The sequence below is a fragment of the Staphylococcus sp. HMSC034C12 genome (assembly GCF_001835895.1).
Lineage (GTDB): Bacteria > Bacillota > Bacilli > Staphylococcales > Staphylococcaceae > Staphylococcus > Staphylococcus hominis.
In genome coordinates, this window is the sequence record NZ_KV826326.1 from 16,226 (window position 1) to 36,955 (window position 20,730).

Genomic DNA, 20,730 nt, shown 5'->3' on the forward strand with positions numbered 1-20,730 from the left:
CTAAGTAAAAAATTGGAGGACTATAAATGTTAAATAATGAGTACAAAAATTCGTCTTTAAAGATTTTTTCTTTAAAGGGAAATGAACCATTAGCACAAGAGGTTGCTGATCGTGTAGGAATCGAATTAGGGAAATGTTCTGTTAAACGCTTCAGTGACGGTGAAATTCAAATTAATATTGAAGAAAGTATTCGTGGATGTGATGTATTTATCATTCAACCGACTTCTTATCCAGTTAACTTACATTTAATGGAATTATTAATTATGATTGACGCATGTAAACGTGCCTCTGCAGCAAATATCAATATTGTTGTTCCTTATTATGGTTATGCGCGCCAAGATAGAAAAGCGCGTAGTCGTGAACCAATTACTGCAAAATTAGTAGCAAATTTAATTGAAACTGCTGGTGCAAATCGTATGATTGCTTTAGATTTACATGCACCACAAATTCAAGGTTTCTTCGATATTCCAATCGATCACCTAATGGGCGTACCGATTATTGGACAATATTTTGAAAATGATCCTAACATCAACCCAGAAGAATGTGTTGTTGTATCTCCGGATCATGGCGGGGTAACACGCGCACGTAAATTAGCAGACATTTTAAAAACTCCGATTGCTATTATTGATAAACGTCGTCCTAAACCAAACGTGGCAGAAGTGATGAATATCGTTGGTGAAATTGAAGGACGTACAGCTATTATTATCGATGACATTATTGATACGGCAGGAACAATTACTTTAGCTGCTCAAGCATTAAAAGATAAAGGTGCGAAAGATGTATATGCTTGTTGTACACATCCTGTACTCTCAGGTCCTGCAAAAGAACGTATTGAAAATTCAGCGATTAAAGAACTTATTGTTACAAATTCAATCTTACTTGACGATAGTCAAAAACCATCAAACATCAAAGAATTATCTGTAGCTGGTTTAATAGCACAAGCTATTGTTCGTGTATATGAACGTGAGTCAGTAAGTGTATTATTTGACTAAAATTTACAAATGAGTTTGACTTATTATTTTTAAACATGTATAATTTATTCGTTCGTGATTTAACGAATAAATAAACACTTGCAAGCAATATTTAAATTGATGGGCAAGTGAGGAGAAGTTAAGACAATATATTATTATTGTTTCAACTTGAAAATGAAAGGTGGAAATACGAATGGCTTCATTAAAGTCAATCATTCGTCAAGGTAAACAAACTCGTTCTGACCTTAAAAAATTACGTAATACAGGTAAAGTACCTGCTGTTGTTTATGGTTATGGTACTAAAAACACTTCAGTTAAAGTAGATGAAGTTGAATTCATCAAAGTCATCCGTGAAGTTGGACGTAACGGTGTTATTGATTTAGGCGTGGGTTCTAAAACAATTAAAGTTATGGTATCAGATTATCAATTTGATCCACTTAAAAACCAAATTACTCATATCGACTTCTTAGCTATTAACATGACTGAAGAACGTACTGTTGAAGTACCAGTTCAATTAGTTGGTGAAGCAGTTGGCGCTAAAGAAGGCGGCGTAGTTGAACAACCATTATTTGATTTACAAGTTACAGCAACTCCAGAAAATATCCCAGAATCAATTGAAGTAGATATCACTGATTTACAAATAAATGATAGCTATTCAGTTGGGGATATTAAAGTATCTGGTGATTTCACAATTGAAAACGATCCAGAAGAATCTGTTGTTACAGTAGTTCCTCCAACTGATGAACCTTCTGAAGAAGAAATTGAAGCAATGGAAGGTGAATCAGCAACTGAAGAACCTGAAGTAGCTGGTGAAGACAAAGAAGACAAAGAAGACGAAGAAAATAAAGACGAAGAATAATTCGTTGATGACTATGTAGTCACTTTAAGTGAGAATGTCTTTAATTAAATTGATAGAAAGAGCCTGATACATTTTCATATGTAGAAGGCTTTTTCTTATGTATATCGGACATTTAAAAAATGAATGTTAAAATAAAAGTTGAAGTTTGATAACTTATAAAAGAGTGGGTTACGAAATCATTGAATTTCTTTCCTACTCTCTTTTTGTATTATATTGAGTAATATTATAAAATAAGGAGTAATCGACACATATTAAATTAAATGTTCAAATCAATCAAAAAGATGAACACAATGGAGGTTGCAACGTATGAAATGTATTGTGGGTCTTGGTAATATAGGTAAACGTTTTGAACGAACAAGACACAATATTGGCTTTGAAGTGATTGACTATATTTTAGATAAAAATCAATTTACATTAGATAAACAAAAATTCAAAGGCGCTTATACTATTGAACGTTTAAATGGGGATAAAGTGCTATTTATCGAGCCAATGACTATGATGAATTTATCAGGAGAAGCTGTGGGACCTTTAATGGATTACTATAATGTAGAAGTTGAAGATTTAATCGTTTTATACGATGATATGGATTTATCTCAAGGGCATATTCGTCTACGTCAAAAAGGAAGTGCAGGTGGACATAATGGAATGAAATCGATTATTAAACATTTAGGTACAGATCAATTTAAGCGTATTCGTATTGGAGTAGGGAGACCAACGAATGGTATGTCAGTTCCAGATTATGTATTACAAAAATTTTCTAATGAAGAAATGATGACAATGGAAAAAGTAATTGAACATGCTGCACAAGCAGTGGAAGCATTTATTGAGACGTCTCGTTTCGATCATGTTATGAATGAATATAATGGAGAAGTCAATTGAGAACGATTATTTCTGACTATATTCAAAATGACAAACGATTCCAGGAACTTGACGAAGTCTTTGGCAACCAAAATATTTTAGTTACAGGTTTATCTCCCTCAGCCAAAGCAACCATTATTGCTGAAAAATACTTGAATGATGATAAGCAAATGCTATTAATCACAAATAATTTATATCAAGCAGATAAATTAGAAACTGATATATTGCAATACATTGATCATTCTGAAGTTTATAAATATCCAGTCCAAGATATTATGACAGAGGAATTTTCAACTCAAAGCCCACAACTTATGAGTGAACGTGTTAGAACTTTAACGGCATTATCTCATGATAAGAAAGGGTTATTTATCGTTCCTTTAAATGGTTTGAAAAAATGGTTAACTCCAGTAGAATTGTGGAAACATCATCAAATGACTTTAGAAATTGGCGATGATATCGATGTGGATGAATTTTTAAATAAACTAGTAAACATGGGATATCGACGTGAGAGTGTCGTTTCTCACATTGGTGAGTTTTCTCTACGAGGCGGCATCATTGATATTTACCCCCTTATCGGTCAACCAGTTAGAATTGAATTGTTTGACACTGAAGTCGACTCGATTCGAGACTTTGATGTAGAAACACAACGTTCAAATGATAATGTTGAAAAGGTAGATATCACTACAGCGAGTGATTATATTATTACGGAAGATGTGATTAATCATCTTCAAACAGAATTACAAAAAGCATATGAACAAACACGTCCTAAAATTGATAAATCTGTACGAAATGATTTGAAAGAAACATATGAAAGTTTTAAATTATTTGAATCCACTTTCTTTGATCATCAATTACTTCGCCGTCTAGTTGCTTTTATGTATGACACACCTTCTACACTAATCGATTATTTCCAAAAAGATGCCATTGTAGTAGTTGATGAATATAATCGTATTAAAGAAACTGAAAAGACATTGACTACTGAAGTAGATGATTTTATCCAGAACTTAATTGAAAGTGGTAACGGATTTATTGGGCAGTCATTTATGGAATATGATGGGTTTGAAACGTTAATCAATCATTATCCAGTCACATATTTCACTTTATTTACATCGTCTATGCCAGTGAAGTTGCAACATATTATTAAATTTTCATGTAAGCCAGTGCAACAATTTTATGGACAATATGACATTATGCGTTCAGAATTTCAACGTTATGTAAGCAATAATTACACTATTGTAGTACTTGTAGAAACTGAAACGAAAGTTGAGCGTATTCAATCGATGCTTAATGAAATGCATATTCCTACTGTTACAAATATTCACTCAGAGATTGAAAGTGGACAAGCAATTGTAACAGAAGGTAGTCTATCAGAAGGTTTCGAACTGCCTTATATGCAACTTGTTGTAATTACGGAACGAGAATTATTTAAAACCAAACAGAAAAAACAACGAAAACGGACTAAAACAATTTCTAATGCTGAAAAAATTAAATCTTATCAAGATTTAAATGTTGGAGATTATGTTGTCCATGTGCACCATGGTGTGGGACGTTATTTAGGCGTTGAAACACTAGAAGTTGGAGACGTCCATAGAGATTATATTAAATTACAATATAAAGGAACCGATCAACTTTTTGTACCTGTTGATCAAATGGATCAAGTACAAAAATATGTTGCTTCAGAAGATAAATCGCCTAAATTAAATAAACTAGGCGGCTCAGAATGGAAAAAAACGAAAGCCAAAGTACAACAAAGTGTTGAAGATATCGCAGATGAACTTATTGCACTATATAAAGAACGAGAAATGTCAGTAGGTTATCAATATGGTGAAGATACGGCTGAGCAACATGATTTCGAAATGGACTTCCCATATGAACTTACACCAGACCAAGCTAAATCTATTGAAGAAATTAAAGAAGATATGGAAAAAGAACGTCCAATGGATCGCTTGCTATGTGGAGATGTGGGTTACGGAAAAACTGAAGTTGCTGTACGCGCGGCCTTTAAAGCTGTCATGGAAGGCAAACAAGTTGCCTTTTTAGTGCCTACAACGATTCTAGCGCAACAACACTACGAAACATTGATTGAACGGATGCAAGATTTTCCAATAGAAATTCAGTTGATTAGTCGATTCCGTACTGCTAAGGAAGTTAGAGAGACTAAAGAAGGTCTAAAATCTGGATACGTTGATATCGTTGTTGGAACACATAAACTATTGAGTAAAGACATTCAATATAAAGATCTAGGATTACTTATTGTCGATGAAGAACAACGTTTTGGCGTACGTCATAAAGAACGTATTAAAACATTGAAAACCAATGTAGATGTATTGACACTTACAGCCACGCCAATTCCAAGAACATTGCATATGAGTATGCTTGGTGTACGTGACTTATCTGTCATCGAAACACCTCCAGAAAACCGCTTCCCTGTACAAACCTATGTATTAGAGCAAAATAGTAATTTTATTAAAGAGGCTTTAGAACGTGAACTTTCTCGTGATGGACAAGTATTCTACCTTTACAATAAAGTACAGTCTATTTATGAAAAGCGTGAACAGTTACAAATGTTGATGCCAGAAGCAAACATTGCTGTTGCTCATGGACAGATGACAGAGCGAGATTTGGAAGAAACCATGTTGAGTTTTATTAATGGAGAGTACGACATTTTAGTTACAACAACCATTATAGAAACAGGTGTCGATGTGCCTAATGCGAACACATTAATCATAGAAGAAGCGGATCGTTTTGGTTTAAGTCAACTTTATCAATTACGTGGTAGAGTTGGACGTTCAAGTCGTATTGGATATGCTTACTTCTTACATTCTGCTAATAAAGTATTAACAGAAACAGCTGAAGAACGTTTACAAGCGATTAAAGAATTCACTGAATTAGGTTCAGGATTTAAAATTGCCATGCGTGATTTAAATATACGTGGAGCCGGTAATTTATTAGGTAAGCAACAACATGGATTCATTGATTCAGTAGGTTTTGATTTGTATTCTCAAATGTTAGAAGAAGCGGTAAACGAAAAACGTGGTATTACAGAAGAAACCCCTGATGCACCAGATGTTGAAATGGAATTACACTTAGACGCGTATTTACCAGCAGAGTATATTCAAAATGAACAAGCTAAAATAGAAATTTATAAGAAATTGCGTAAAGTTGAAACTGAAGAACAGCTTTTTGATGTGAAAGATGAATTACTTGATCGCTTCAATGATTATCCTGTAGAAGTAGAACGTTTATTAGAAATGGTAGAAATTAAAATACATGCTTTACATGCAGGCGTGACATTGATTAAAGATAAAGGAAAACAAATTGAAGTATTTCTTTCAACTAAAGGTACAGAACAGATAAATGGTGAAGAATTATTTAAACAAACTCAACCTTTAGGACGAACAATGAAGTTGGGTGTTAAAGAAGGTAAAATGCATATTACTCTAACAAAATCTAAACAGTGGTTAGAAAACTTAAAATTCTTAGTAAAATGTCTTGAAGGAAGTATGGAACTTGAGTACGAATTATAAATCGTCATCTGAAGTTTCATCTTCTTCTAAGAATTCACGACAACATTCAGCATTTAATGGCGTAGTGATTTTAACGCTTGCTTTAGTCATTGTTAAAGTATTAAGTGCAATTTATCGAGTTCCATATCAAAATATTTTAGGTGACTCTGGATTATATGCCTATCAACAAATTTATCCTATTGTAGCGCTAGGTATGATACTATCAATGAATGCAGTTCCTAGTGCTGTCACTCAAGTATTTGGAAGTCACAGTGGAACTGAAGTATTTTCAAAAACACTTCTAAGATTTCAAATGATAGGTCTTATTATTTTTAGTGTGATTTTAGTATTCTCCCATCCATTAGCACTGTTAATGGGAGATGCTCACTTAGCACCAATGCTAAAAATGGCAAGTTTTAGCTATTTGTTTATAGGAATTCTGGGTGTGATTAGAGGCTTTTATCAAAGTAGACAACAAATGAATATACCAGCTATTTCACAAGTAATAGAACAATGTATTCGTGTGTGTGTTATTATTATAGCTATTTTAATGTTTATGTTTAAAGAATGGACCATTTATCAAGCTGGAGCACTTGCAATATTAGCCTCAGCCCTTGGATTTTTAGGTTCTAGTCTATATTTATTAGCAACAAGACCTTTCCGATTACAATTAAATCAACACTCATATCCTCTTCCTTGGAAACAGCTAATACTTGCGACTCTCGTATTTGCATTAAGTCAATTATTAGTTATTTTATGGCAATTTATAGATAGTTTTACAGTCGTTCATATACTACAAACATATGGTTTAGGATTTAGAGAAGCGATTATGCAAAAAGGGATCTATGATAGAGGTGCTTCATTTATTCAAATAGGTTTAATAGTGACAACTACATTTAGCTTTGTCCTAATTCCATTACTTACAGATGCAATGTCTGATCATAATCATGTTCTTATGAATCGTTATACAAATGCATCTTTAAAGATCACACTACTCATTAGCGTAGCAGCAGGTATAGGTCTTATTAATATACTACCGATGATGAACCATGTATTTTTCAAAACAGATCAATTAAGCTTCACACTTAGTATTTATATGCTTACTGTAATTGGTGTATCGCTTATCATGATGGACATCGCACTTTTACAAGTGATGAATCAAATTCGCCCTATTTTTATTGGTGTGATGTCAGGACTACTATTTAAAATTATCTTTAATGTGATTTTTATTCACTTTATGGGAATTTTAGGTGCAAGTATAAGCACAGTGCTTTCGCTTATGATATTTGTTACTATTTTACATTATGAGGTCGTTAAATATTATCGTTTTAATCGCATGCGCGCGTTTATTGTTAAATTGATGAGTGCGCTCATTATAATGTCAGTAGTCATACAGGGGTTGCGAATGTTATTACCTCTTGTAGGCCGTTTAGGAAGTCTAATTGAGTTGTTAATTATAGTAGGAATAGGGGGTCTCATATTCCTATTCCTTGTTATGTATATGAATATTTTAGGATATAAAGAATTAAAACACTTACCATTCGGCGATAAACTGTATCGCATAAAGAAAGGAAGATAGATATGACGCATACCCTTACCATTGTTGGTATAGGCAATCATAGTATGGATGATTTACCTTTAGGTGTCTATCGCTTTTTGAAACAGCAACAGAGTATATATGCAAGGACACTCGAACATCCTGTTATTAAAGATTTAAAAAGTGACATTGAATTTAAAAGTTTTGATGACGTGTACGAAAAGTATGATCAATTTGAAGCGGTGTATCAACATATTGTTGAAACTTTAATAGAAGAAACGCGTATACAAGATACTGTTTACGTAGTGCCTGGACATCCTCGTGTAGCTGAAACGACGACTGCTAAATTACTTGATTACAATAAAAATAATGATGATATACATGTAAAGATTTTAGGTGGGAAAAGTTTTATAGATGATATATTTGTCGCAATCGATGAAGATCCTAATGATGGATTTACATTATTAGATGGTACTATTTTGAAAGAAAACACATTAAATATTCGAACACATACTCTCATTACACAAGTATATAGTGCGATGATTGCAGCAGATGTTAAACTCACATTAATGGAACGTTATCCGGACGATTTTAAAGTGAAGATAGTTACAGGCGCTAATAGTCAAGGCGCTAAAGTATTAGAAGTACCGTTATTTGAGTTAGATCATAATGAGGATATGTTTAACAATCTGACAAGTGTATTTGTGCCTAAAATAACGCGTGATGAAGATATGTATACTGATTTTGATTTTGCAGTTTATATTATTGACCATCTAGTGGATGATGAAAAAGGCTGTCCGTGGGATCGTGTGCAAACGCACGAATCACTTAAACGTTATTTATTAGAAGAAACATTTGAATTGTTTGAAGCAATAGATAATGAAGATGATTGGCATATGATTGAAGAACTCGGAGATATCTTATTACAAGTGCTACTTCATGCGAGTATTGGTAAAAAAGAAGGATATATGGATATTAAAGAAGTTATTGAAAGTTTAAATGCTAAAATGATTCGTCGACATCCTCACATATTCGGAGATAAAACAGTTGAAACAATAGAAGATTTAAATGATGTCTGGAAGAATGCAAAAGCAAAAGAAGGTAAAATACCTCGTGTGAAATTTGAGAAAGTATTTGCAGACCATTTTATGACATTGTATGATAAAACCAAAAATAAGGATTTTAATGAAGAAACCCTTAAAAATTATTTACAACAAGGGGAGAATGATCAATGAGATTAGATAAATATTTAAAAGTATCAAGACTTGTAAAACGTCGTACACTTGCTAAAGAAATTAGTGATCAAGGACGTGTAACAATTAACGGTAATGTAGCTAAAGCTGGCACAGATGTAAAAGTGGAAGACGAATTAGTCATTCGTTTTGGACAAAAACGTGTAACGGTTAAAGTAACTGGATTAAGTGAACATGCCTCAAAAGAAAATGCTAAAAATATGTATGAACTGATTAAAGAAGAACGAGTTCAACCATCTGCACAATCTGAAGAAGTGTAGTCTATGATTGAAACGTTTAAAGGAGGTGACAAGTTATGAGTAAAAAGGTAGAACATATTGATAATCAATATACTTCAGAACGAAATCGAAAGAAACAACGTCAACAAAAACGAATGCGTGTCGTTCGTCGAAGAGTAACAGTTTTTGGAGGATTATTATTAGCGATTATTATTATTCTATCTATCATGCTTGTCTTCCAAAAACAAAGTAACAATCAAGCAACAATAGAACGAAAGCATAAAGAAGAACAATTTCAGAAGAAACAAGATGAGGAAATAGCATTAAAAGAAGAGCTTAATAATCTTAACGATAAAGATTATATAGAGAAAGTTGCTCGAGATGACTATTATTTAAGTAACAATGGAGAAATTATTTTTAAATTGCCTAATGATAAATCATCGTCTAATTCTAAATCCTCTAGTAATAATTAAAAAGAGTAGGCAACTTTAAAAATTAAAGTAAAACGCTTAATTTAAAATAATCGTTTTATAGCATTGTGTAAATTTTAAAACAGGAATATAATAAGGTTAAAATTGAAACATTATCGGGAGGATTTATTTAGAATATGTCAATCGAAGTAGGAAACAAGCTAAAAGGTAAAGTGACAGGTATCAAAAAATTTGGTGCGTTTGTAGAATTACCTGAAGGTAAAAGTGGCTTAGTTCATATTAGTGAAGTTGCTGATAATTATGTTGAAAATGTAGAAGATCATTTATCAGTTGGAGATGAAGTGGAGGTAAAAGTTTTATCTATTGCAGATGATGGTAAAATCAGTCTCTCAATTAAAAAAGCGAAAGATCGTCCTCGTCGTCCACATCACAAATCTAATCAAAATAAACCGCCTCAACAAAAAGCAGAAGATTTTGAAAAGAAATTAAGTAATTTCTTAAAAGACAGTGAAGACAAATTGACTTCTATTAAACGTCAAACAGAATCAAGACGTGGTGGTAAAGGATCTAGACGTTAATTATATCTGTGTGAATAAATATAGCTAAGTTAACGGAGCCCTGGTTCCAATCATTTATTCTAGATTAATATGTATTGATAATAACTTAAGGGCATAAGATCATGTAAGATCTATGCCAGGGGTGAGATAAAGAACTGAAATTAAAGTTCTATCTCACTCTTTTTTCGTTATATCAATTATTTAGCCTAAGTCAGGAGGTTCAGTAATGTGAAAGTGAAAACGTCTCTTTGGAAAAAGACGGATCATTTAGCTGTTGCAGTATCTACAGGGATTGATAGTATGTGTTTATTATATAAATTATTAAATGACTTATCACATTCATATCAATCTATAACATGCTTGCATGTAAATCATGGTTTGAGAGATGCATCTGTCGAAGAAGAACGATTTATTAAACAATTCTGCAAGCAACATCAAATCCCCTGTTATGTTAAACAGTTAGATTTATCTAAAATAGTAGAAAAAGGAAAAAGTATTCAATCTGAAGCGAGAGATTTACGTTATCAATGGTTTGATGAGATGATGAGCAAGATAAATGCTGATGTGTTATTAACTGCTCATCATTTAAATGATCAACTTGAAACGATTTTTTATCGCGTTTTTACTGGTCGATCAACACGCAATTCATTAGGGATGAATGAATGTACTGAGCGAAATCATTATTTTATTTGTCGTCCTCTGATAGAGACATATAAAAATGATATAAAACAATATCAAACCATTCACCATGTGCCTTTTTATGAAGATGAATCTAATCACCATAATAAATATGCAAGAAATGACATTCGCAATCGACTTTTACCAGCTATTGATGAAAATAAGGACTTCAATGTGGAACAATTATTAAAGTTGAAACATTGGCATGATATACAATTACAACTTACACAACAACGAATAAGTTGTTTTATAGAACAACATGTTAACATCCACCTTAATAAAGAACGTATACAATTATCTCGAGCGTCTTTTAATCAACTAGATGAAATTTCAAAAATGATTTTACTAGATCGTTTATTTGAGATGCTTCAGTTAAATAAATCGTTTTCAGAAAAAAATTATAATGAATGGTTCGAACAAATTGAGAGTAAACAATCTCAAATTAAAATTCCCCTCACTGAAAAATGGATAATTCAAATTGCATATGATAAATTTATAATAATGGCTCATTATGAACACTCTCTACTTGAAGAACAAATTGTTACACATCCTTATACATATCAATTTGGTCATTATTTAATTACAATTCATCCAAATGAGAATGATAAAGCAATAGATTGGCCTCTAACGATTCGAACACGTAGAGATGGAGATAAGTTTAAGTTAAATGGTAGTCATGGACATAAAAAAGTAAGTCGTTTATTTATTGATAAAAAAATTGATAGCATAGAACGTACACAAATACCCATCATTTTAGATGCAAAACAACGAGTGATAGCTATAGGACAACTTTATGTGACGACAAGCTTTAAACATATAATAGATATTAAAAAAATTGGAGATGACTCATAAATGAAAGATGATTTAAAAGATATTTTATTAACTGAAGAAGAAATCCAAGAAATTTGTAAAGATTTAGGTGAACAATTAACGAGAGATTACAAAGATAAACCACTTGTTTGTGTTGGTATCCTTAAAGGTTCAGTTATGTTTATGGCAGATTTAATTAAACGTATTGATACACATTTAGCAATTGATTTTATGGATGTTTCAAGTTATCACGGTGGTACAGAATCAACAGGAGAAGTACAAATTTTAAAAGACTTAAGTGCTTCTATTGAAAACAAAGATGTACTTATTATTGAAGATATTTTAGAAACAGGTACAACTTTAAAATCAATTACTGAATTACTACAATCACGCAAAGTTAACTCATTAGAAATCGTTACATTGTTAGATAAACCGAACCGTCGTAAAGCGGATATTGAAGCCAAATACGTTGGCAAAAAAATACCTGATGAGTTTGTAGTAGGATATGGTTTAGATTATGCTGAGCATTATCGAAATCTTCCTTACATTGGTACATTAAAACCGGAAATTTACAATAAATAAAATTTTATAATGTATTAGCAAATACAATAGATAGATTTTTAAATATAATAACTATACTAACGATATAAATTAGTGTAGACTCATTTTATATTCAAAATTGTCATTTTATGAAACGACTATACATAGATATGTAAAGCCGAAAACAAAGAATGAGTAAATGATGAATATAAAATAATTAACTAGAATTAGAAAAGCGCTACAAAAGTTGAAATACTAGCCTTTATAAGCTAGATTATGTTACAATTTTTGTTAGCTTTATTATAGAAATAGGAGGAAATGACGCATGCAGAAAGCTTTTCGCAATGTGCTAGTTATCGCAATTATTGGCGTTATTATATTCGGTGTTTTCTCATATATCAATGGTAATGGAAATACACCGAAACAACTTTCCTATTCACAGTTTGTAGAGAAATTGGATAAAGGTGATCTTAAAACTTTAGAAATCCAACCTGAACAAAATGTGTACTTGGTAAGTGGTAAAACTAAAAATGATGAAGATTATTCTTCAACGATTTTATACAATAACGAAAAAGATTTACAAAAAATAACAAGTGAAGCTCGTAGCCAAAAAGGATTAGATTTTACAGTTAAAGAAGAAGAAAAACAAAGTGTCTTTGTCAGTATGTTGACAACGCTTATTCCTGTATTAATTATTGCTTTCTTATTTATATTCTTCCTTAGCCAAGCACAAGGTGGCGGCGGTGGAGGTCGTATGATGAACTTTGGTAAATCCAAAGCAAAAATGTACGACAATCAAAAACGTCGTGTTCGCTTCTCAGATGTTGCTGGGGCAGACGAAGAAAAACAAGAGTTAATTGAAATTGTAGATTTCTTAAAAGATAATAAGAAATTTAAGAAAATGGGTTCAAGAATTCCTAAAGGTGTCTTACTTGTAGGCCCACCAGGTACAGGTAAAACATTATTAGCACGTGCCGTTGCAGGTGAAGCTGGAGCTCCATTCTTCTCAATCAGTGGTTCTGACTTCGTTGAAATGTTTGTAGGTGTTGGTGCAAGTCGAGTACGTGATTTATTTGAAAATGCTAAGAAAAATGCACCATGTATTATTTTCATAGACGAAATTGATGCTGTTGGTCGTCAACGTGGTGCAGGTGTTGGTGGCGGTCACGATGAACGTGAACAAACGCTTAACCAATTATTAGTTGAAATGGATGGTTTCGGTGAGAATGAAGGTATCATTATGATTGCAGCAACCAACCGTCCTGACATTTTAGACCCTGCATTATTACGTCCTGGTCGTTTCGATAGACAAATTCAAGTAGGTCGTCCAGATGTTAAAGGCCGTGAAGCGATTCTTCATGTTCATGCTAAAAACAAACCACTTGATGAAACTGTCGATTTAAAAGCTATTTCTCAAAGAACGCCTGGTTTCTCTGGTGCTGATTTAGAAAACCTATTGAACGAAGCATCATTAATTGCCGCACGTGAAGGTAAAAATAAAATTGATATGCGTGATATTGAAGAAGCAACAGACCGAGTGATTGCGGGTCCAGCGAAAAAATCTCGTGTTATTTCTGATAAAGAACGTAATATTGTAGCACATCATGAAGCAGGGCATACAGTCATTGGTATGGTACTTGATGAAGCAGAAGTTGTACACAAAGTAACGATTGTGCCTCGTGGACAAGCAGGTGGTTACGCAATGATGTTACCTAAACAAGACCGCTTCTTAATGACAGAACCAGAATTGTTAGATAAAATTTGTGGTCTTTTAGGTGGTCGTGTATCTGAAGATATTAACTTTCATGAAGTATCAACTGGTGCTTCAAACGACTTTGAAAGAGCAACACAAATTGCACGTTCAATGGTCACTGAATATGGTATGAGTAAGAAATTAGGACCTTTACAATTCTCTACAAGCGGTGGCGGTCAAGTCTTCTTAGGTAAAGATATGCAAGGTGAACCTAACTATTCAGGCCAAATTGCTTATGAAATTGATAAAGAAGTTCAACGTATTATTAAAGAACAATATGAACGTTGTAAACAAATTTTATTAGAACATGAATCACAATTGAAACTGATTGCTAAAACATTATTAACTGAAGAAACACTAGTAGCAGAACAAATACGTTCATTATTCTATGATGGTGTTTTACCAACAGTGGATTATGATGCAGCTAAAGTGGTAAAAGATGAAGATAGAGATGATTCTGAGTTCTCAAACGGTAAATATGGTAAATCTTATGATGACATTCGTGAAGAACAACTTGAAGAAGGTCGTAAAGATGAAGCAGAAGACCGCAGAGAAGATGACAGAATCGATCATGATAGAAACAATCATCGTTCAGACCGTAATCAATCTCAAAATCATTCACAACGAAATGATAGAGATGAAACAGGTTATGAACAATCTCCAAATATAGAGCATCCAACAGATTCAAATCATAGAGAATCATAGTTAGTCATAAAAACTCTTTCGACTCGGGTTAAATAACCTTAATCGAAAGAGTTTTTAATATGATATAGGAGCATTATATACCCTAGAGCAAGTTACTTCATATTCTTAAATAAGCAGTGTAAAATAGATATTCTTAATAAAGGATTTAATATTAGATTTTAAAATAAATGAAACAAACGAAATAAAATAACATAAAGGAGAGATTAGAGTAATGACACATGATTATATTGTTAAATCATTGGCTTTTGATGGAGAAGTACGTGCGTATGCTGCATTAACAACTGAATCAGTTCAAGAAGGCCAAACACGTCACTATACATGGCCTACAGCTTCAGCAGCGATGGGGAGAACAATGACAGCAACGTTATTAATGGGGGCAATGTTAAAAGGAAATCAAAAGCTTACTGTCACAGTAGATGGTAAGGGCCCAATTGGTCGAATTATTGCTGATGCAGATGCACAAGGAAATGTCCGTGCATATGTTGACCATCCTCAAACCCATTTTCCACTTAATGATCAAGGTAAATTGGATGTAAGACGAGCAGTAGGTACTGAGGGTGCAATTCAAGTCGTTAAGGATGTAGGAATGAAAGATTATTTCTCAGGCGCAAGTCCAATCGTTTCTGGTGAACTTGGAGAAGATTTCACTTATTATTTTGCGACAAGTGAACAAACACCGTCATCAGTAGGATTAGGGGTACTTGTTAACCCTGATAATTCTATTAAAGCAGCGGGTGGATTTATTATACAAGTCATGCCAGGCGCTAAAGAAGAAACTATTACTAAATTAGAAAATGCAATTAACCAAATGCAGCCAGTTTCTAAATTGATTGAACAAGGCTTAACGCCAGAAGGTATCTTAAATGAAATTTTAGGTGAAGAGAATGTACAAATTTTGGAAACAATGGATGCACAATTTGAATGTAATTGTAGTCATGAAAAATTCCTAAATGCAATTAAAGGTTTAGGTGAAGCAGAAATTGAAGATATGATTAAAGAAGATCATGGTGCTGAGGCCGTGTGTCATTTTTGTGGAAATAAATATCATTATTCTGAAGGCGAACTTCAAGAACTACTTGATACAATAAAAAAATAGTAGAATGTTGATGAGCAATAAGCGTATGTTTATTGCTCTTTTTTTATGGGAAGAACTAAATGTAACTAATTAAAGTAAAATATTACATCATATTTAAAGAAATATCTTTGTCTTTTTAGAAAATTCTGATAGAATATAGTTATATCCGATAGAAAAACTAAGTTTTAAATTAGAAAGTTAAAGGAGCGTTTTTTCGATGGCACAAAAACCTGTAGAAAATATTACACAAATTATTGGCAACACACCGGTAGTAAAATTAAGAAACGTAGTAGATGAAGATGCGGCAGATGTATATGTAAAATTAGAGTATCAAAATCCAGGTGGCTCTGTAAAAGACCGTATTGCTTTAGCAATGATTGAAAAAGCTGAAAAAGAAGGAAAAATTAAACCTGGTGATACAATTGTAGAACCAACAAGTGGTAATACTGGTATTGGTTTAGCATTTGTTTGTGCAGCTAAAGGTTATAAAGCAGTATTTACTATGCCTGAAACAATGAGTTCTGAACGTCGCAACTTATTAAAAGCATATGGTGCGGAATTAGTGTTAACACCTGGATCTGAAGCAATGAAAGGTGCTATTAAGAAAGCTAAAGAATTGAAAGAAGAACATGGTTATTTCGAACCTCAACAATTTGAAAATCCAGCTAACCCTGAAGTACATGCATTAACAACTGGTCCTGAATTAGTTGAACAATTTGAAGGCAAACAAATTGATGCTTTCTTAGCAGGTGTTGGTACTGGCGGTACATTATCTGGTGTAGGTAAAGTCTTAAAAGAGAAATATCCTAATGTTGAAATTGTAGCAATTGAACCAGAAGGATCTCCTGTATTAAGTGGTGGAGAACCTGGACCACATAAATTACAAGGTTTAGGTGCTGGTTTTGTACCTGATACTTTAAATACTAATATTTATGATAGTATCATTAAAGTTGGTAATGAAACTGCAATGGAAACATCACGTCGTGTGGCTAAAGAAGAAGGTATCTTAGCAGGTATTTCTTCAGGCGCAGCAATTTATGCAGCAATCGAAAAAGCAAAAGAGTTAGGTAAAGGTAAAACAGTTGTAACAGTATTACCAAGTAATGGTGAACGTTACTTATCTACACCATTATATTCATTCGATGACTAATGATGATATAAGTTGATATTTGAATATCATGTTTTAAATAAGAAATGGCTGGTTTCGTAAAAGGCGGAGCCAGCTATTTTTTAGTATAAAGGTTCTTTTAGTTAACAATACTGAAATATAGACTAAATGAGTGTATCATGTGAGTATACATATTTATTTTTAAAACAAAGGATGATTGGTAGTGGGTAAAACAAAAATTATGGGAATCTTAAATGTAACGCCTGATTCATTTTCAGATGGTGGTCAGTATAATTCAATTGATAACGCAGTTACACGTGCTAAAGAAATGATTGATGAAGGCGTAGATATTATTGATGTAGGAGGCGTATCAACAAGACCTGGGCACACAGAAGTGTCTTTAGAAGAAGAAATGCAACGTGTAGTGCCAGTTGTAGAAGAATTAGTGAAACTAAATGTACAAATTTCCATAGATACATATCGCAGTGAAGTTGCTGAAGCTTGTCTAAGATTAGGGGCCACAATGATTAATGACCAATGGGCTGGGTTATATGATCCTCATATTTTAGATGTAGTTGCTAAATATGAAGCGGAAATTGTGTTAATGCATAATGGAGATGGCCAACGTGACCAACCAGTTGTAGAAGAAATGCTATTAACACTTATAAAGCAAGCAAATAAAGCAGAAATGGCAGGGGTTCCAAAACATAAAATATGGTTAGATCCTGGAATTGGATTTGCCAAAAGTAGAAAAGAAGAAAATGAAGTAATGGCTCGCTTAGATGAATTAGTTGCTACAGAGTATCCAGTTTTATTAGCGACAAGTCGTAAACGTTTTATTAGAGAGATGATTTCTACTGATACGACACCAAAAGAAAGAGATGAGGCCACTGCTGCTACTACTGCCTATGGTATAATGAAAGGCATAAAAGCAGTTCGCGTACATAATGTTGAATTAAATGTACGTTTAGCTCAAGGTATAGATTTTTTGAAGGAGAATGAAAATGAACGACATGATCTTTCTTAAAGGGATGAAGTTTTATGGGTATCATGGTGCACTCGCAGCTGAGAATGAAATAGGTCAAATTTTTTTAGTAGACGTAACTTTAAAAGTAGACTTATCAAAAGCGGGGCAGACAGATAATGTTAAAGATACTGTGCATTATGGTGAAGTATTTGAGGATGTAAAAGATATTGTTGAAGGTCCACCTTGCAATTTAATCGAGCATCTAGCTGAACGTATTGCAAAACGTATAAATTCACACTATAATCGTGTAATGGAAACGAAAGTCAGAATCACTAAAGAAAATCCACCTATACCTGGTCATTACGATGGTGTGGGTATTGAAATAGTGAGGGAGAATCGTTAATGGTACAAGCATATTTAGGTTTAGGAAGTAATATTGGTGATAGAAAACAACAACTTCTTAAGGCAATTGATTTAATTGAAAACATTAAGGGTATAAAGGTAACAAAACAATCATCGATATATGAAACTGCACCGATTGGCTATACTGATCAGCCTAATTTCTTGAATTTGTGTTTAGAGATTGAAACAGAGTTGTCACCTCAGCAATTGCTTAAGCATTGTTTAGACATTGAACAACAACTGCATCGAGTAAGAGAAATACGTTGGGGTCCTAGAACATTAGATATAGATATCTTATTATATAGTGATAATATTATTGAAACAGACAATTTAAGTATACCTCACCCACGAATGCAAGAACGTGCTTTTGTACTTATACCGTTGAACGATATTGCATCGGACAAAAAGGATCCACGATTAAATCAGAAAATTCATGATTTAGTTTTTCCAGATGATACGGTTAAGAAATATAAAGATTAAGTGCTAAGATAAGTGCTTAAATTCTTAAGATATAAATATATTTTAAGAATTTAACTATGTGACTATGTATAAAATAGTGAATGGAAAATATTTTACAATATTTTTAATAAGTACATAACATCCATTAATAGTAAAACAGGAAGATTAAAGGAGAGAGAGTAATGTCAGAAGAAATGAATGACCAAATGCAGGTTCGTCGACAAAAATTACAAGAACTTATTGATTTAGGAATTGACCCATTTGGTAAACGCTTTGAACGCACAGCTACTGCAAGTGAATTGAAAGAAAAATGGGATCATTTTTCTAAAGAAGAATTACATGAAAAAGAAGACGAAAGTCATGTTTCTATTGCAGGGCGTTTAATGACAAAACGTGGTAAAGGTAAAGCAGGATTTGCACATGTACAAGATTTAACTGGTCAAATTCAAATTTATGTACGTAAAGATCAAATTGGCGAAGAACCTTTTGATAACCTTTGGAAAACAACGGATTTAGGTGACATTGTAGGTATTGAAGGTGTCATGTTTAAAACAAATACTGGCGAATTATCAGTAAAAGCAAAATCATTTACATTATTATCTAAAGCTTTAAGACCATTACCTGATAAATTTCATGGTTTACAAGATATTGAGCAAAGATATCGCCAACGTTATCTAGATTTAATTACTAACCAAGATAGTACTCGTACATTTATTAACCGTAGTAAAATCATCCAAGAAATGAGAAATTATTTAAATCAAAGAGGTTATTTAGAAGTAGAAACACCAATGATGCATCAAATCGCTGGTGGTGCTGCAGCTCGACCATTTGTTACCCATCATAATGCACTAGATGCAACGTTATATATGCGTATTGCGATAGAGTTACATTTAAAACGATTAATTGTAGGCGGATTAGAAAAAGTTTATGAAATTGGTCGTGTATTCCGTAATGAAGGTGTATCAACACGCCATAATCCTGAGTTTACTATGATAGAGTTATATGAAGCATATGCCGATTATCATGATATTATGGATTTAACAGAATCTATGGTTAGACATATTGCACAAACTGTATTAGGTTCAGCAAAAGTGCAATATAATGGCGAAGAAATTGACTTAGAATCAGATTGGAAACGACTTCATATTGTAGACGCTGTTAAAGAGGCTACAGGTGTAAACTTCTATAATGTGAAAACAGATGAAGAAGCTAAAGCATTAGCTAAAGAGCATGGTATTGAAATTACAGAAAACATGAAATATGGACATATTTTAAATGAATTCTTTGAACAAAAAGTTGAAGAAACATTAATTCAACCTACATTTATTTATGGACATCCAATTGAAATTTCTCCACTTGCTAAGAAAAATCCAGAAGATCCAAGATTTACTGATCGTTTCGAGTTGTTTATTGTAGGTAGAGAACATGCAAATGCCTTCACAGAATTAAATGATCCAATCGATCAACGTAAACGTTTTGAAGCACAACTTGTTGAAAAAGAACAAGGTAACGATGAAGCTCATGAAATGGATGAAGATTACATTGAAGCGCTTGAATACGGTATGCCACCAACAGGCGGACTAGGAATTGGAATTGATCGTTTAGTTATGTTGTTAACAGATTCACCATCTATTAGAGATGTATTATTATTCCCTTACATGAGACAAAAATAAGATCAATATAAATTAAAAGCGTTGCTTGCTAAGGTAAGCAACGCTTTTTTATGAAAAACAAAATGAAAAAAATTAATTAAAAAAGGACTAGATATTATATATATGATGTGGTAGTATACTATGAGTGTTCAAAAATTAAATCCTTTTTTAAAAATTAATTTAAAAAATCTTTAAAAACTTATTGACATTAGACTTTGATTATTATAAGATATAAAAGTCGTCAAAAACGAAAGTTAATTTTGTAAAACGCTTGTAAAAAGAATTTTAATAAAGTGTAAAATTAACTATTGAAAAATTAATTAATTAGTAATATACTTGTTTAAGTAAGTTGCTGTTTGGTGACAATGGCAAGGAGGTCACACCTGTTCCC

18 protein-coding genes are annotated in these 20,730 nt (G+C 32.8%); all 18 read left to right on the forward strand.

Annotated elements, in window-relative coordinates; all coding sequences use genetic code 11:
• Positions 1-26: 26 nt before the first annotated feature.
• The gene (locus HMPREF2629_RS05855; protein WP_002449951.1) at positions 27-992 is read left to right on the forward strand and encodes a ribose-phosphate diphosphokinase; all 966 of its coding nucleotides are present in this window, start codon (positions 27-29) and stop codon (positions 990-992) included.
• 172 nt (positions 993-1,164) lie between these two features.
• Positions 1,165-1,830: a 50S ribosomal protein L25/general stress protein Ctc gene (locus HMPREF2629_RS05860; RefSeq protein ID WP_017176420.1), complete on the forward strand. Its 666-nt coding sequence runs from the start codon at positions 1,165-1,167 to the stop codon at positions 1,828-1,830.
• Positions 1,831-2,136: 306 nt separating this feature from the next.
• Positions 2,137-2,709, forward strand: a complete 573-nt coding sequence (gene pth / locus HMPREF2629_RS05865) for an aminoacyl-tRNA hydrolase (RefSeq protein WP_002449969.1) — start codon at positions 2,137-2,139, stop codon at positions 2,707-2,709.
• Positions 2,706-6,215 carry a transcription-repair coupling factor gene (mfd, locus tag HMPREF2629_RS05870; protein WP_070813204.1) on the forward strand — a complete coding sequence of 1,170 codons (3,510 nt, stop codon included), beginning with the start codon at positions 2,706-2,708 and terminating at the stop codon, positions 6,213-6,215. Before pth ends, mfd begins: the two co-directional genes overlap by 4 nt.
• Positions 6,199-7,773 carry a polysaccharide biosynthesis protein gene (locus tag HMPREF2629_RS05875; RefSeq protein WP_048684754.1) on the forward strand — a complete coding sequence of 525 codons (1,575 nt, stop codon included), beginning with the start codon at positions 6,199-6,201 and terminating at the stop codon, positions 7,771-7,773. The genes mfd and HMPREF2629_RS05875 overlap by 17 nt, the downstream gene beginning before the upstream one ends.
• A gap of 2 nt (positions 7,774-7,775) precedes the next feature.
• Positions 7,776-8,966, forward strand: coding sequence for a MazG nucleotide pyrophosphohydrolase domain-containing protein (locus HMPREF2629_RS05880; protein WP_070813205.1), 1,191 nt, complete (start codon positions 7,776-7,778; stop codon positions 8,964-8,966).
• Entirely contained in the window at positions 8,963-9,244 is a 282-nt protein-coding gene (locus HMPREF2629_RS05885) for an RNA-binding S4 domain-containing protein (RefSeq protein WP_017176416.1), read from the forward strand. The genes HMPREF2629_RS05880 and HMPREF2629_RS05885 overlap by 4 nt, the downstream gene beginning before the upstream one ends.
• A gap of 35 nt (positions 9,245-9,279) precedes the next feature.
• Positions 9,280-9,675, forward strand: a complete 396-nt coding sequence (gene divIC, locus HMPREF2629_RS05890) for a cell division protein DivIC (RefSeq protein ID WP_017176415.1) — start codon at positions 9,280-9,282, stop codon at positions 9,673-9,675.
• 134 nt (positions 9,676-9,809) lie between these two features.
• Positions 9,810-10,211: a S1 domain-containing RNA-binding protein gene (locus HMPREF2629_RS05895; RefSeq protein WP_017176414.1), complete on the forward strand. Its 402-nt coding sequence runs from the start codon at positions 9,810-9,812 to the stop codon at positions 10,209-10,211.
• A 207-nt stretch (positions 10,212-10,418) separates the two neighbouring features.
• Complete coding sequence (gene tilS, locus HMPREF2629_RS05900; RefSeq protein WP_070813206.1) at positions 10,419-11,720, forward strand: tRNA lysidine(34) synthetase TilS; 1,302 nt, start codon at positions 10,419-10,421, stop codon at positions 11,718-11,720.
• Positions 11,721-12,260, forward strand: a complete 540-nt coding sequence (gene hpt, locus HMPREF2629_RS05905) for a hypoxanthine phosphoribosyltransferase (protein WP_017176412.1) — start codon at positions 11,721-11,723, stop codon at positions 12,258-12,260.
• Positions 12,261-12,543: 283 nt separating this feature from the next.
• On the forward strand, positions 12,544-14,676 hold the full coding sequence (ftsH, locus tag HMPREF2629_RS05910) for an ATP-dependent zinc metalloprotease FtsH (protein WP_048762012.1): 2,133 nt from the start codon (positions 12,544-12,546) through the stop codon (positions 14,674-14,676).
• Between the two features lie 211 nt (positions 14,677-14,887).
• Positions 14,888-15,772 (forward strand): Hsp33 family molecular chaperone HslO, encoded by an 885-nt coding sequence (hslO, locus tag HMPREF2629_RS05915; protein WP_070813207.1) that lies wholly within the window; start codon positions 14,888-14,890, stop codon positions 15,770-15,772.
• 196 nt (positions 15,773-15,968) lie between these two features.
• On the forward strand, positions 15,969-16,901 hold the full coding sequence (gene cysK / locus HMPREF2629_RS05920; RefSeq protein WP_002449949.1) for a cysteine synthase A: 933 nt from the start codon (positions 15,969-15,971) through the stop codon (positions 16,899-16,901).
• Between the two features lie 181 nt (positions 16,902-17,082).
• Complete coding sequence (gene folP, locus HMPREF2629_RS05925; RefSeq protein ID WP_070813208.1) at positions 17,083-17,886, forward strand: dihydropteroate synthase; 804 nt, start codon at positions 17,083-17,085, stop codon at positions 17,884-17,886.
• On the forward strand, positions 17,864-18,229 hold the full coding sequence (folB, locus tag HMPREF2629_RS05930) for a dihydroneopterin aldolase (RefSeq protein ID WP_017176408.1): 366 nt from the start codon (positions 17,864-17,866) through the stop codon (positions 18,227-18,229). The genes folP and folB overlap by 23 nt, the downstream gene beginning before the upstream one ends.
• Positions 18,229-18,708 carry a 2-amino-4-hydroxy-6-hydroxymethyldihydropteridine diphosphokinase gene (folK, locus tag HMPREF2629_RS05935; protein WP_070813209.1) on the forward strand — a complete coding sequence of 160 codons (480 nt, stop codon included), beginning with the start codon at positions 18,229-18,231 and terminating at the stop codon, positions 18,706-18,708. The genes folB and folK overlap by 1 nt, the downstream gene beginning before the upstream one ends.
• A gap of 161 nt (positions 18,709-18,869) precedes the next feature.
• Positions 18,870-20,360, forward strand: coding sequence for a lysine--tRNA ligase (gene lysS, locus HMPREF2629_RS05940; protein WP_070813210.1), 1,491 nt, complete (start codon positions 18,870-18,872; stop codon positions 20,358-20,360).
• Positions 20,361-20,730 lie beyond the last annotated feature (370 nt).